Raw genomic sequence first — 14090 nt, forward strand, 5'->3', positions numbered from 1 at the left:
ACGCATGAGCTTTGGCTGTCCCCTAGCTGATCTGAGACGGAGCAAGCATTCCAAGCCACGCTACGGCGCCTAGAATGATAATCGCAACAACGAATTCTGTCAGGATGCTGTTTCGCATCAGGGCAACGCTGCGATCATAATTCCCTTCCCTGACCATAACTTCAAGCCGGGGACCCAGGTGAAACCGGTTTGCTGCAGCCAGAAGAAGCATCAGAACAAACAGAGCCGTCTTGGCAAGCAATATCCTCCCCCAGGAACTGTTGAATAAGGGAGTTAAGTTACCCTCAGCAATATACAGATAGTTGACCAGCGCACTCAGGATCAGGGCTACAACAATCACCGTTCCTGCCGTGGCAAATTTTGCCAGGGAGTCAGATATCACAATGACGCTCTGTGCATTATGCTCGTTTCTGCGCATCAGCAGGATAGCAAATGCAACCAGAGCACCTGTCCAGGCACCTGCAGCGCCGAGATGGGTCAGATCGCTCAGTAAATGGAGATAGTAATGCAGACCGTCATGCATAACGGCGTGTCCTCCCCAGGCAAGTGTAGCCAGCGCCACGCCCCCACTCATCGTCATCAGCAGGCAGGACAATACTCTCTTATTAGTGTAAAGGAACAAAGCACCGAGTGTGGTAAACAGGGCACAGAGCCTGACAATCCAGCTAATACCCACATCAGTTTCTTCTATCACCATCTCGATAACATGGATGGATAATTCTCTGAGGTCAGTTACTCCACTCATGGCATTAGATACCAGGAGCATATTAATGCCAGTAAGAATGATGCCTGTAACAACAGCAAAGGTTATAAACGACCTGAAATTAGTCAGGTTATAGGTTTCATGTCTGACACCGCTTATTCCATATATCTGAAAAAATGGCAATCCAAATATTACCATCAAATCCAGATAAAGAAGAAAACGAATAACAATCATAATCAGGTCGTTCATAATATTACTTCACTGTAAAGGTGTAATTACCGGTAATAGGGTGCGTATCTGAAGAAACCGCGCGCCAGTCAACACGATAAGTGCCAGCGGGTAAAGGCTCTCGCGGAATAATGACCATCGATTTAGGGTCAGCGCCTGGCGCCACTTTTGCCGCGACCGGCATCGGAGAATGTGATGACATGCCTTTCATACCCGTCATCGTTAATTTTGCACCTGAGAATTTCACGGTCAGATTTTCCGAGAAATTAAGCTGAATCTTTTCCGGGGCCGCTACGGCTGAATCAGCCTGTGGCACAGAGCTTTTTAATTCCGGATGGGCCATAGCAGAGAAAGCAACGCCCATAACGAGGCCACCTGTAAGAATGGCTTTATTTAAAATCGACATTTTATTTACCTGTTTAGTTGAGTGTTTTATATCAGTGCGTTAAAACCAGATTCTGGCTCCCGCCAGGAATACTACCTGATGGTCTTTCTCACCTTCTCTTTTCGCCATATCGGATGTTTTCCCGTAAAGTTGATTCCAGGAAACGCCTATATAGGGTGCAAACTCACGGCGTATTTCATAGCGCAGCCGGAGCCCCAGCTCTGTGTCAGTCAGTCCCCTGCCGCGACCCCGCGATTCATCATCCTGACTGTAGAAATTCACCTCATAGGATGGCTGGAGTATGAGCCGGTTAGTCAGTAAAACGTCGTATTCTCCTCCCAGACGAAGGGCTGCTTTTCCGCCATTACTGACAAAACCCGTAATTTCAGACTCAAAATTATAGAGTGCCAGCCCCTGAAAACCGACAGCAGCCCAGGTCCGGGCAGAAGCAGGTCTGAAATCCTGCCTGACACCCGCAACCAAATCCCACCATGGGCCAACCGCATGTCCCCAGAGTAACTGCGCTTCAGCCGCCTCCGTTTCCCCATTGCTTCGTTCACCTTCACTCTTTAGCCAAATCCGATCTGTGTCGCCTCCAATCCAGCTGTTAACACTCCAGCTGAAATTGTTGGTGTTATCCGACCGTTGCCATTCCAGTTGATCCAGCAGAACCAGATAATTAATCGCACTGTCGTGAATCGCATGCCCCTGTAAATTGCCGAATGCAGCCTTCCGGTCGGCATCGGTAACAGGCGGAATTGGCGTTCTGCTCTCAGTTACAATGGGCTCCATTGACGTCATCTCAGTGAAATTCTCATCTGCTGGCATCTGCATGGCAGACATGTCGTGCCCGGCGTGGGGATCTGCAGAGACGGAGCCCGCCGCAATAGAAAGCTGTGAGGTAAACAAACCGGCGACCAGAACAGGTATGGCCTTCAAATTTCTCTTCATTCGCATCATTCCTCCACCCGGACTTCACGAAACATTCCCATTTCCATGTGATAGAGCAAATGGCAGTGATACGCCCAGCGGCCAAGCGCATCTGCTGTCACTCTGTAACTGCGTTTTGTACCAGGGGGAACATCTATTGTGTGTTTACGAACCATGAAATTACCGTTTTCATCTTCCAGATCGCTCCACATACCATGCAGGTGAATGGGGTGAGTCATCATGGTATCGTTGATCAGCGTGATCCTGAGCCGCTCACCGTATTTCAGCAGCACCGGTGCGGCATCTGAAAACTTGATTCCGTTAAATGACCAGGCAAACTTTTCCATGTGGCCGGTTAAATGCAGTTCTATGGTACGGCCAGGTTCACGTCCGTCAGGATCCTCAAAGCGGCTTTTCAAATCCGCGTACGTGAGAACCTTTCTTCCGTTATTTCGAAGACCAATACCCGGATCATTTAATTTCGGAGAGACGCTCATCGCCTGCATATCAACCAGTGGGTTATCCGTTTCTGACGCAGGATGACTTTGCATACCCGGCATTCCGGCCATCCGGGAATGATCCATACCGGCCATGCTGCTGTGATCCATGGGCGCGGAGGATGTCCCGCTATCCGGAAGGTCAGCACCGTCCATAGACATCATCTCTCCGCTGTTATCCATGCCTCCCATCTGGCTGTGGTCCATTCCTGCCATATCATGTCCCATTCCCCCCATACCCATATCTTCCATGGTCAACAGAGGACGGGGGTCGAGGGGGGGAACGGCAGCACTTAACCCTTCTCTCGTGGCCAGTGTCCCTCGAGCGTAACCGGTCCTGTCCATGGATTGTGCGAAGATGGTATAGGCCTCACCCTGAGGCTCCACAATGACATCATAGGTTTCGGCAACGGCAATCCTGAATTCGTCAACGGTAACCGGGTTTACATACTGGCCATCTGCAGCCACGACCGTCATTTTCAGCCCGGGGATACGGATATCGAAATAGGTCATTGCCGAGCCGTTGATAAACCGTAAGCGTATCTTTTCACCGGGACGGAACAGTCCGGTCCAGTTTTTCAGCGGGGCCTGCCCGTTCATGAGATAGGTGTAGGTGTAGCCACTGACATCCGCGAGGTCAGTCGGATTCATTTTCATTTCAGCCCACATTTTCCGATCGGCAATGGTGGCTGACAGCCCCCTGGTATTCACGTCGCGGAAAAAAGAGCCAACGGTTGGTTTATTGAAATTGTAGTAATCCGACTGTTTTTTTAATTTTTTCAGCAGGCTGTGAGGATTTTCATCGGTCCAGTCAGACAACATGACCACATGCTCACGATCGTAAGCAAACGGTTCTGGCTCCCTGGCATCGATGATAATGGCACCGTATACCCCCTCCTGTTCCTGCAGACCGGAATGGCTGTGGTACCAGTAAGTCCCGTTCTGCTTAACCTTAAAGGTGTAAACGTAGGTATCATCAGGCTCTATGCCCATAAAACTCAGCCCCGGAACACCATCCATATTGGCCGGAAGAATAATGCCGTGCCAGTGAATGGACGTCTGTTCATTAAGACGGTTTTTGACCTTCAGGGTAATGGTGTCACCTTCTTTCCAGCGAAGAACGGGCCCCGGCAGGCCTCCATTGATTGTTTTGGCCTGACGCTCACTGCCCGTGATATTGACGGCCGTTTCACCAATGGTCAGGTCAAACTGAGTACCCTGCAGGGATGCGGCAACTGGCAGGCTCAGACTGGAACGCGCATTGAAACTCCATACGCCAAGACTTCCGGCTACGCCAGAGAGGGTTAACCCCTTCAGGAAAGTTCGTCGAGACGTTTTCAACAGCATGCGCATTCCCTTATTTAAAGTATGGTTACTGACAGAATTCGAGAACCGATTTAAATTAAATTACTGGTTCATCCACTTACAATGAAATGAATCTAGCACACCTTAAGAAACAAATTCATTACAATCGTGTAATGTACATAGCTGTATTACATTTACGTCATCTTCCCCACAGGTTGATTATTTTTATATATGATCATAAGGACATCTTTTATGTACCTCAGAAGGTAATTACACATGAATATATTAATCACGACCACTGCGTTTACAGCTTTATTTTGTGGGGCAGCTTTTGCTCAGTCCAGTGATATTGCCCATGAAGCACATCGATTTGTTAATAATGCCTCAGCCGTCAGTCATGTGAATTACTCGACGCATGAAAACTTACCGGACAGGGTTAATAAAAACAACACGCCCTCATTCTCTGAAATGAATGAACATGAAAGGGCCATTGTTGCTCATTCATTTATGAACAACAGCGCGTCCTATGCGCATCAGAAAATGATTGAGGAACATAAAAAAATGCTGTCCGGCAGTGATGCAAATTCAAAGACCTCGTCTTCTTCTTTTAACGAACTGAATGCCGGAGAAAAAGCCGCTCTCGTGCATGAGCAGGTCAATAATGCCGGTGCGGAAGCACATCAGACGCAGGCAAGAAAGCTTCGCGGGCTGTATTCGACCAGGTAACTGCAGGCGGGTTAGTGCTTAGCGTCAGGTGCGCAGCAGGGCTTTACTGACGGGTTACGTAGCAGGACATGAGCCCCATATTGCTCTGCCGTAACCTGTTTCAGTCCCGTTAATCATCACCGTCGGGCTGGTCATACAGTTCCCAGAGCTTCAGGAGCAAACGGGAAACAAGATATGTTACAAAAATGACGACCATCAACGGTGCTCCCGATTAACTGACAGATGACACGCCTCCTGAAAACCCCTAGCATACGCCGCAGTGTTCATGCTAACGGCGAATTCCAGTAAATGTATTCTACCGATGTCGTAAAAGAAAATGCCTACCTTTCAGCCACCCGCTCGGGGCTGGAATCGAACGAGATCGCTACTCTTCAGCGCTCCTTGCCTTCCCGGTTTAATCTGCGGCATTTGAAAAAAAATGAATCATTAAAACTCGTACTGCAAAAGAAAGCGGGAAAATCACGTGTCGTGGCCTATAAATTTACGTCCGGTTCATTTAATTACACGGCGTATCGTATATCAGATAAAAAGTTCTATAACCTTTCCGATACTTCCGGGAAAGGCAGTCTCGATTATCCGTTACCGGCCACAGCAAGACTCAGTTCGCCTTTCAATCCTGCAAGACTTAACCCGGTATCGGGAAAAGTGAGTCCCCATAATGGCATTGATTATTCCATGCCCATGAACACGAAAATAGTCAGCGTCATCGACGGAAAAATCACCCGGGCCGAATACAACAGCACCATGGGATATTTTGTTGAAGTAACAGGAAAAGCCGGTGTTAAAACTCGCTATCTCCACCTCAATAAAATACTCGTTACTAAAGGGGCCAGGGTTACCCGGGGAGGCGCTATTGCGTTATCCGGTAACAGCGGACGTTCATCCGGTCCTCATCTGCATTACGAGCTGGTCATCAATAACAATCCTGTTAACTCACTGGCGTTCCGGGCAGCGGCACCCGCTGATAACAAACTTGAACAGCATGCCTTTGCGCATGCCAGAGACTACGAACGATACCTGGACTGATAACGGGGCCGCGACGCGGCCCCGTCTGCCGGATTAATTTTTTTTATCGTTTTCACTTCCTTGATGTTGATGATCTCCATGCCCTCCGTGGCCGTGGAAAAGATGCATTAGCGGGCAGACCAGCAATAACAGATATGGCCAGTAACCTGCCACATGTGACCAGTGTTCGCGCAGGAGGGCAAATGCCGCGATCGCGGCGACAGCAATAAGCGCATAGGTGGTACTTTTCATACTGGACTCCTTCTGTTCGTAACAGCCCCTTCACTCAGTGTTATTTCCCGAGCCTGACACTTTTCAGACGCAACGCATTCACAATGACGCTGACGGAGGAAAGAGCCATGGCCGCCGCCGCAATAACTGGCGACAGCAGTATTCCATACACAGGATAAAGCAGGCCTGCAGCCACAGGCACGCCAAGTGCGTTGTAGATAAATGCAAAAAACAGATTCTGTCGGATATTTTTCATGGTGATTTCTGACAGATGACGGGCCCTGTTCAGTATCATCAAGTCGCCTTTGAGAAGGGTGACTCCGGCACTTTCAATTGCCACATCTGTACCCGTTCCCATGGCTATTCCCACGTCAGCCGCTGCCAGCGCCGGGGCATCATTCACACCATCTCCGGCCATCGCAACCACATGGCCAGACGCTTTCAGTCGGGTTATCACTGCTTTTTTGCCATCCGGCAGAATCCCGGCTTCAACCTCATCTATTCCCAGTTTCCGTGCGACCGCTTCAGCGGTAAGCTGGTTATCCCCGGTGAGCATAACGATGCGGATCCCCGCCTGACGCAAAGCTTTAAGCGCATCCGGCGTGGTTGCTTTCACGGGATCCGAGATAGCTATCAGGCCTGCAAGGTGCCCGTCTGTGGCCACATAGATAACGGTAGCACCTTCCATCCGCAACGTATCCGCAACGGCCTTTTGATTATCAATAACGATACTGTTTTCCTGCATAGCCAGTTCATTACCAATAACAACCCGTTGACCTTCGACATCGCCTGAGACACCTTTACCCGACGGCGCATTGAAATGAGTGACTGCGGGTATTGCGATCCCCTTTTCCTGTGCTGCTTTAACTACTGCCATACCCAGCGGATGCTGCGAGCCTTTTTCCACTGCGGCCGTTACACGCAAAAGAGATGTTTCCCCACCCGGATTGAGACTGATAATCCCTGTCACCGTCGGCGAACCTTCCGTGAGCGTGCCTGTTTTGTCGACAACCAGCGTGTCCACTTTTTCAAGACGCTCAAGGGCTTCGGCATTCTTAATTAACACCCCGGCCTGGGCTCCTTTGCCCACCCCCACCATTATCGACATCGGCGTGGCCAGCCCCAGCGCGCAGGGACAGGCAATAATCAGGACCGACACAGCCGCAATGAGACCGTGCGCCATCCTGGGCTCGGGCCCCCAGACAGACCAGATCATGAAAGCAACAACCGCGATAAGTATCACCAGAGGAACAAACCAGCCTGAAACGCTGTCAGCCATTCTCTGGATGGGGGCCCGCGAACGCTGTGCATCAGCGACCATCTGAACAATTCGTGAGAGCATCGTTTCATCACCGACTTTCTCTGCACGGATGATAAGACTACCTGTCTGATTAATCGTCCCCCCAATGACGGGTTCACCCTCCGTTTTGGTAACCGGCATAGACTCCCCGGTCACCATCGATTCATCCACGGTTGTTTTGCCTTCGACCACGATACCGTCGACCGGAATACTCTCTCCAGGTCTGATGCGGAGCTTATCGCCAGGCAGGACATCTTCCGCATTAATATCCGTTTCATGACCGTCATGATCCAGCCGCCTGGCGGTTTTGGGGGCAAGGTTCAGAAGTGCAGTAATGGTACCTGAGGTTTGTTCCCTTGCCCGCAATTCAAGGACCTGTCCCAGCAGAACAAGCACCGTAATAACAGCTGCGGCTTCAAAATAAATGGCCACCAGGCCATCCATGTTTCTGAACGATGCAGGAAACCAGGAGGGGAAGACGGTTGCAATGACGCTGTAAACCCAGGCTACGCCGGTCCCCATTGCAACAAGGGTAAACATATTCAGGGAGCGGTTACGTAACGACATTCCGGCCCGGGCGAAGAATGGCCAGCCACACCACAAAACGACAGGAGAGGCCAGAAGTAACTGCAGCCATGTGTTGTACTGTGGCGGTACTGTATTCCTCAAAGCGGGAAACAGATGAGAACCCATTTCGAGTATCAGAACCGGAAACGCCAGCAACAACCCCAGCCAGAAGCGTCTTGTCATGTCGCGAAGTTCATCACTCGTCCCCGTGGATGCCGTAGCTACGAGCGGCTCCAGTGCCATTCCACAGACAGGACAGCTTCCGGGACCACTACGGCGTATCTCCGGATGCATCGGACATGTCCACACACCTTCAGAAATCTCTTTCTCCGCCTGGCGGTGAGACTGTTTTATCTTATCAGGGCTGACTTCATGGTGGTCGTGGTGATGGTGATGTTCACTGGCATCTTCGGTAAAATAATGATCGGGATGGGCTTTAAATTTGCTCTCACAGCTGGCGGAGCAGAAATAAAGCTGATGGTCCTGGTATCGAATGCTGCTGTGCGCCTTGTCAGGCAGGATGACCATCCCGCACACGGGATCTCTCACCTTATGCAATGCGTGACTCTCGTCCGGGGATGATGTCTGCTCAGAAGCAGTCTGGTTGTTATGTTCCACTGCATTGTCATTTTTCACAGTAACTCTCCTTATGCATATCTGAAGCATTTTCTGTCTTCAGGATATGTCATGGATGCGATTACCACGAATGCCGCCGGCATAAGAGTGCCTGCTGCCGGCGTCCCGTTATCAGCCGTTCCGCTGACTATTCGATTCGCTGGAAGACTTTTTTACTGCCCTCCGGTGAGAATGCGATAACATCGTAAGCCTCTTTTCGGGCCCCCATCTCCATTCCCGGACTTCCTGCTGGCATACCGGGGGTGGCGAGACCGTATATACCCGAACCAGACTGCATGGCCTTATGTATCGTTGCCGCAGGCACATGGCCTTCAATGATCAAATTACCTACAACCGCGGTATGACAACTTCGTAGTCCAGCAGGAACAGCATGCTTTTCTTTCAGGGCTGACAGCGCCTGATCATTCATGACGTGAGTTCGCACTTCGAACCCGTCTTTTTCCATCGCTTTGCCCCACAGGGAACAACAGCCACAGTTTTCAGATTTGTACATATCAATGACTTTTTCACTCGCCATTGCAGGCAGTGACAGGCCGAGAGCCAGGGCCATTAGAACCACTTTTTTCATACTCACCTCTGTATATTATCGATATAAACCCTGACGTCAGGGTGAATCAGTGCAGAAGGACGCCCACTGGGGGCGCTCTTTCAGGGTTATGACACGCTTTTTTTATGTCTGCGCAGCCAGATTAATTTGTAGGCGGCAGGAATAATGAACAGGGACAGCAGCGGAGCCGTGATCATCCCACCAATCATTGGCGCAGCAATACGGCTCATGACTTCTGAACCTGCGCCGGTTCCCCAGAGTATTGGCAGCAGACCCGCAATGATCACCGCCACGGTCATGGCTTTCGGCCGGACACGCAGTACGGCACCATGATAGAGGGCTTCATCAAGACCTTCCGGTGTGAACGTCTCTTTACGGGACAATTCCGGGTGCGCTTCAATGGCATGACGCAGATACATCAGCATGACCACGCCAAACTCTGCTGCCACCCCGGCCAGGGCGATAAACCCGGTTCCGGTCGCCACTGACATATGGAAGCCCTGCCAGTACAGGAACCATATTCCGCCAACCAGGGCGAACGGCAGGCTCATCAGGATCAGCAGGGCTTCGTCAACCCGGCGGAATGCCAGATACAACAGGATGAAAATGATCATCACCGTCATCGGCACCATCAGCTTCAGTTTCTTGTTGGCATGCTCAAGCAGTTCAAACTGTCCGGAGAATGCCACACTGGTTCCCGGTCTCAGTTTCACTTTCTCGCTGATGGCCGTCTTAATGTCGTTAACCACCGACACCATGTCCCTGCCGCGGGCATCAACATAAATCCAGCTGGCTGGCCGGGCATTTTCCGTTTTCAGCATAGTCGGCCCTGAAACGACCTTAATATCCGCGACATCGCCCAGCGTGATCTGCTGCTTCATCGGGGTCAGGATCGGCATCTGTTTCAATGCATTTGGACTGTTCCGGTAATCCTGCGGATAGCGGATATTAATCGGGTAGCGGGCCACGCCTTCAACCGTTTCCCCTACCGTTGCGCCGCCGATGGCTGATGAGACAAACAGCTGCACATCACCGACAGTCATACCGTAACGGGACGCTTTTTCCCGGTTGATATCGATATCGATGTAACGCCCGCCTTCAAGTCGCTCAGCCAGGGCAGACACCACGCCCGGCACGGTTTTGGCTACCGCCTCGATACTCTGCGCAGTCGCATCAATATCGGCCAGAACAGTCCCTGAAACCTTGATACCTATCGGGCTTTTGATCCCGGTTGAAAGCATATCAATACGGTTACGGATTGGCGGAACCCACAGGTTTGCCAGACCCGGTAAACGGACGGTCTTGTCGAGTTCTTCAATTATCTTGTCAATCGTCATACCTGGACGCCACTGATCCTCAGGTTTGAGCTGGATCGTGGTTTCCACCATTTCAAGCGGTGCGGAATCCGTTGCGGTCTCTGCTTTACCGGTCTTGCCAAATACAGAGGCCACTTCAGGAACGCTTTTGATTAACTTGTCCGTCGTCTGCAGGAGTGCTGCAGCTTCTGCCGGAGAGACGCCAGGCAATGTTGACGGCATATACAGCAGGTCGCCCTCATTGATCTTCGGCAGAAACTCCCCACCCACCTGACTCAGTGGCCAGATAACGGTGAAAATGGACAAGGCCGCAACCAGCAGGGTTGTTTTTGGCCAGTGGAGGACCCGCAGCAGCAATGGATGATACGCTTTGATCAGCACCCGGTTCAGGGGGTTACTGGTCTCGGCAGGAATTTTTCCCCGGATCCAGAATCCCATCAGGATCGGAATGACAATGATGGCCAGCGCGGCCGCTCCTGCCATGGAGTACGTTTTCGTGAATGCCAGCGGGCCAAACAGACGTCCTTCCTGACCTTCCAGGGTAAAGATAGGAATAAAGGACAGGGTGATGATCAGCAGGCTGATAAACAGTGCGGGTCCCACTTCCACGGAGGCGTCGGTAATCACCTTCCAGCGGGTAGCGTTGTCAATCTGCTCACCCGGATGCTGATGATCCCATTCCTCAAGCCGTTTATGCGCATTCTCAATCATCACAATGGCGGCATCCACCATCGCACCGACGGCAATGGCTATCCCTCCCAGCGACATGATATTGGCGTTCAGTCCCTGGAAGTGCATGACGATAAAGGCGATACACAGGCCAAGCGGCAGAGAGATAATCGCCACCAGGGCAGAACGTACGTGCCACAGGAACAGGGCACAGACGATGGCCACCACGATAAACTCTTCGAGAAGTTTGGAACTGAGATTATCAATCGCCCGATCGATTAACTGGCTGCGATCGTAGGTGGTCACGATTTCAACGCCTTCCGGCAGACTGGCCTTCAGTGTCTCCAGTTTATCCCTCACTGCTGTGATTACATCACGCGCGTTTTTACCCGACCGCAGTATCACCACGCCGCCTGCGACTTCCCCCTGGCCGTTCAGTTCGGCAATACCACGCCGCATTTCAGGCCCGGTCTGCACGCGGGCAACATCCCGCAAATAAACCGGCACGCCATTCTCGCCTGTTTTCAGGACGATGTTATTAAAATCATCAATGCTCTGCAGATAGCCGCTGGCGCGGACCATATACTCAGCTTCGGCTATTTCAACGGATGAACCACCGGCCTCCTGGTTAGATGATTCAAGAGCCTGTTTCACTTCGGGCAGGCTGATCCCATACTGGGACAGTTTTACCGGATTGACCTGAATCTGGTACTGCTTCACCACGCCGCCAACCGAGGCTACCTCAGCCACGTTCGGGATGGTCTTCAGTTCAAATTTCAGGAACCAGTCCTGCAAAGAACGCAGTTCTGAAAGGTCGTGTTTTCCGCTGCGATCGACCAGGGCATATTCAAATATCCAGCCCACTCCCGTGGCGTCCGGACCGATTTCAGAGCTCACACCCGCAGGCAGTTTGCCCTGAACCTGGTTCAGGTATTCCAGCACGCGCGTACGGGCCCAGTACAGATCGGTCCCGTCTTCAAAAATGACATACACATACGAATCACCGAACTGTGAAAATCCACGCACGGTTTTTGCGCCAGGTACGGACAGCATGGTGGTGGTAAGCGGATAGGTGACCTGGTTTTCTACAATCTGCGGTGCCTGTCCGGGATAGCTGGTTTTAATAATGACCTGTACATCAGACAGGTCAGGCAGCGCATCGACCGGCGTGTTAATTATCGTCCATGTGCCCCAGATGCTGAGAAACAGTGCGCCCATCATGACCAGGAAACGGTTGGCGACAGAGCGCCGGATAATCCATTCAATCATCGTCGTCTCCTCAGTGCCCTGAATGCATATTTACAGGCTGCTCAGACATTGCTGGCATACTGTTTTCTGTTTTTTCAGGGTGGCGCATACGTTCCAGCGCACCCGTAATATTGGCTTCGGAGTCAATGAGGAACAGGCCACTGACCACCACGGTATCGCCTTCATTAAGGCCGGAGCCAATGCCGGACTGTTGCTGTGATTCATGCAGAACGTGGATCTGTTTCGGCACAAACTTGCCTTCATCATCAACAGTAATCACGCGCTGTTCTTTGCCGGTATCGATAACGGCCTGGCTTGGTATCAGCAGCATCTCCTGGCTTTGGGTATTCAGTTTGAGATAGGCATTCATACCCGGCTTGAGAAACTCATCCTTATTAGAAACCTGGAGACGGACCTGAAGCGTGCGGGTTGTCTGATCCACGCTGGGAAGAATGTTCCATTTTTCGACATGGAATGTTTTATCCGGATAAGCCGGTACCGAAATTTCAAACTGCGACGTATCTTTCAGCAAATAGGCGATAGATTCAGGCACTGCAGCGCTGATCCAGACCGGATCCATCCCCTGAATCTGAGCCACCACTTTATCTTTCGAAATATTCATGCCGGTGCGCAGGTCAAATGCAGTAATGACACCATCAATAGGTGCTTTAATGGTAAAACGGGTCTGGATTGTGCGGGTTGAACGCAGCCTTTGAATATCCTCTTCCGGCATACCAGCCAGACGAAGTCGCTCAAGAACCCCTTTTATCTGGGTTGGCGTACCGCCTGTACCGGATAAAAGCAGGAACTCACTTTGTGCCTCAACCCATTCAGGAATGGTGATATCGATAAGCGGAGTGCCTTTCTTCACATGATCGCCAATCGTCAGGGGATACACTTTTTCGACGAAACCGTCAGAACGCGCCTGCACAATGACAAACTGATACTCGTTGTAACTGACATTAGCCGGGATTGTCTGGGAATAATTCAGCATTCCTCGCGTAACTTTTTGCGTTTTTAATCCCAGATTCTGAACCTGGGTTGGATCGATACGGATCCCGCCACTGCTTTTATCGCCACTTTCATCAGCATATTTCGGCACCAGGTCCATATCCATAAAGGGAGATTTTCCGGGTTTATCAAATTTGGTATCCGGTTTCATCGGGTCATACCAGAAAAGTACCTTTTTCTCCGGTGCCTTTTGTTCTGTTTGTACTGTTTTTTGTGATGAGTTTAAATACTGCCAGGCAGTAACCGATATCAGCCCTCCTGCTATGAGGCTGCTGATAATTATTGCAGCATATTTTATCTTTAACGAAGCCATACAATTTCTCGCTGAAAAGTCAAAACCCCTGGCATATGCGCCTGATCATTAAATCACTATGATGACTTTATGAATGTTCAGGCGCACTGGTTATATCCGTTCCGGACTATCAATCAGGATTGCGTAACATTTATGCTCTTGAGCAAGGAAATATTGCCCTGCTGAATAAACGAGAAATCAACATGATTACCGGTTTTGAGGGTGTTAATATTGTCGTCTGCATTAACAAAAGTGAAGCGCATGGTCATTGCAGGCCAGCCCACCGCAGGAATTGCTTCGTGCGAAATGGTGATTTTTTTACTATTCATATCAATGTCTTTAATGACACCGGTGCCCTTGATAACCTGTTGTGCCGAAGCATCACTGGCAGTGTTCATATCACCATGCTGATGTGCTTCAGCATGAAGACCAGCAGAAAACATGACAGAGATAGCACCAAATAAAACGGCTTTAAGTGAGTTACGCATTTTTAA

General features: G+C 50.7%; 12 protein-coding genes. 2 read left to right on the forward strand and 10 right to left on the reverse strand.

The window, feature by feature from the left end; translation table 11 throughout:
* Positions 1-22: 22 nt before the first annotated feature.
* From pcoD to pcoA, 4 genes are read right to left on the reverse strand one after another with little or no spacing between them, the layout of a single operon-like run.
* Positions 23-901 carry a copper resistance inner membrane protein PcoD gene (gene pcoD / locus ABLV30_RS13220; RefSeq protein ID WP_080821469.1) on the reverse strand — a complete coding sequence of 293 codons (879 nt, stop codon included), beginning with the start codon at positions 899-901 and terminating at the stop codon, positions 23-25.
* A gap of 55 nt (positions 902-956) precedes the next feature.
* Positions 957-1337 carry a copper resistance system metallochaperone PcoC gene (gene pcoC / locus ABLV30_RS13225; protein WP_000025662.1) on the reverse strand — a complete coding sequence of 127 codons (381 nt, stop codon included), beginning with the start codon at positions 1335-1337 and terminating at the stop codon, positions 957-959.
* A gap of 39 nt (positions 1338-1376) precedes the next feature.
* Complete coding sequence (gene pcoB, locus ABLV30_RS13230; RefSeq protein WP_001378118.1) at positions 1377-2267, reverse strand: copper resistance outer membrane transporter PcoB; 891 nt, start codon at positions 2265-2267, stop codon at positions 1377-1379.
* Positions 2268-2272: 5 nt separating this feature from the next.
* A complete protein-coding gene (pcoA, locus tag ABLV30_RS13235) occupies positions 2273-4090 on the reverse strand; it encodes a multicopper oxidase PcoA (protein ID WP_000925242.1) in 1818 nt (605 codons plus the stop codon).
* A 234-nt stretch (positions 4091-4324) separates the two neighbouring features.
* Between pcoA and ABLV30_RS13240 the strand changes: the two genes are divergently transcribed.
* Together ABLV30_RS13240 and ABLV30_RS13245 are read left to right on the forward strand one after the other, a co-directional pair.
* On the forward strand, positions 4325-4774 hold the full coding sequence (locus tag ABLV30_RS13240; RefSeq protein WP_003032836.1) for a hypothetical protein: 450 nt from the start codon (positions 4325-4327) through the stop codon (positions 4772-4774).
* A 288-nt stretch (positions 4775-5062) separates the two neighbouring features.
* The gene (locus tag ABLV30_RS13245; protein WP_000287501.1) at positions 5063-5800 is read left to right on the forward strand and encodes a peptidoglycan DD-metalloendopeptidase family protein; all 738 of its coding nucleotides are present in this window, start codon (positions 5063-5065) and stop codon (positions 5798-5800) included.
* A gap of 33 nt (positions 5801-5833) precedes the next feature.
* On the opposite strand, the gene ABLV30_RS13250 is transcribed toward ABLV30_RS13245, so the two are convergent.
* The 6 genes from ABLV30_RS13250 to cusF all read right to left on the reverse strand — a co-directional run bounded on the left by ABLV30_RS13250 (position 5834) and on the right by cusF (position 14084).
* Complete coding sequence (locus ABLV30_RS13250; RefSeq protein ID WP_000843497.1) at positions 5834-6031, reverse strand: DUF2933 domain-containing protein; 198 nt, start codon at positions 6029-6031, stop codon at positions 5834-5836.
* A gap of 40 nt (positions 6032-6071) precedes the next feature.
* On the reverse strand, positions 6072-8543 hold the full coding sequence (gene silP, locus ABLV30_RS13255) for an Ag(+)-translocating P-type ATPase SilP (RefSeq protein ID WP_224326231.1): 2472 nt from the start codon (positions 8541-8543) through the stop codon (positions 6072-6074).
* 97 nt (positions 8544-8640) lie between these two features.
* A complete protein-coding gene (locus tag ABLV30_RS13260; protein ID WP_002436620.1) occupies positions 8641-9081 on the reverse strand; it encodes a DUF411 domain-containing protein in 441 nt (146 codons plus the stop codon).
* An 86-nt stretch (positions 9082-9167) separates the two neighbouring features.
* A complete protein-coding gene (gene silA, locus ABLV30_RS13265) occupies positions 9168-12314 on the reverse strand; it encodes a Cu(+)/Ag(+) efflux RND transporter permease subunit SilA (protein WP_102803957.1) in 3147 nt (1048 codons plus the stop codon).
* A gap of 10 nt (positions 12315-12324) precedes the next feature.
* The gene (silB, locus tag ABLV30_RS13270; protein ID WP_001548143.1) at positions 12325-13617 is read right to left on the reverse strand and encodes a Cu(+)/Ag(+) efflux RND transporter periplasmic adaptor subunit SilB; all 1293 of its coding nucleotides are present in this window, start codon (positions 13615-13617) and stop codon (positions 12325-12327) included.
* A 113-nt stretch (positions 13618-13730) separates the two neighbouring features.
* Entirely contained in the window at positions 13731-14084 is a 354-nt protein-coding gene (gene cusF / locus ABLV30_RS13275; protein ID WP_032439668.1) for a cation efflux system protein CusF, read from the reverse strand.
* Positions 14085-14090 lie beyond the last annotated feature (6 nt).

Source organism: Klebsiella sp. CN_Kp113 (assembly GCF_040064585.1).
Classification (GTDB): Bacteria; Pseudomonadota; Gammaproteobacteria; order Enterobacterales; family Enterobacteriaceae; genus Klebsiella; species Klebsiella michiganensis.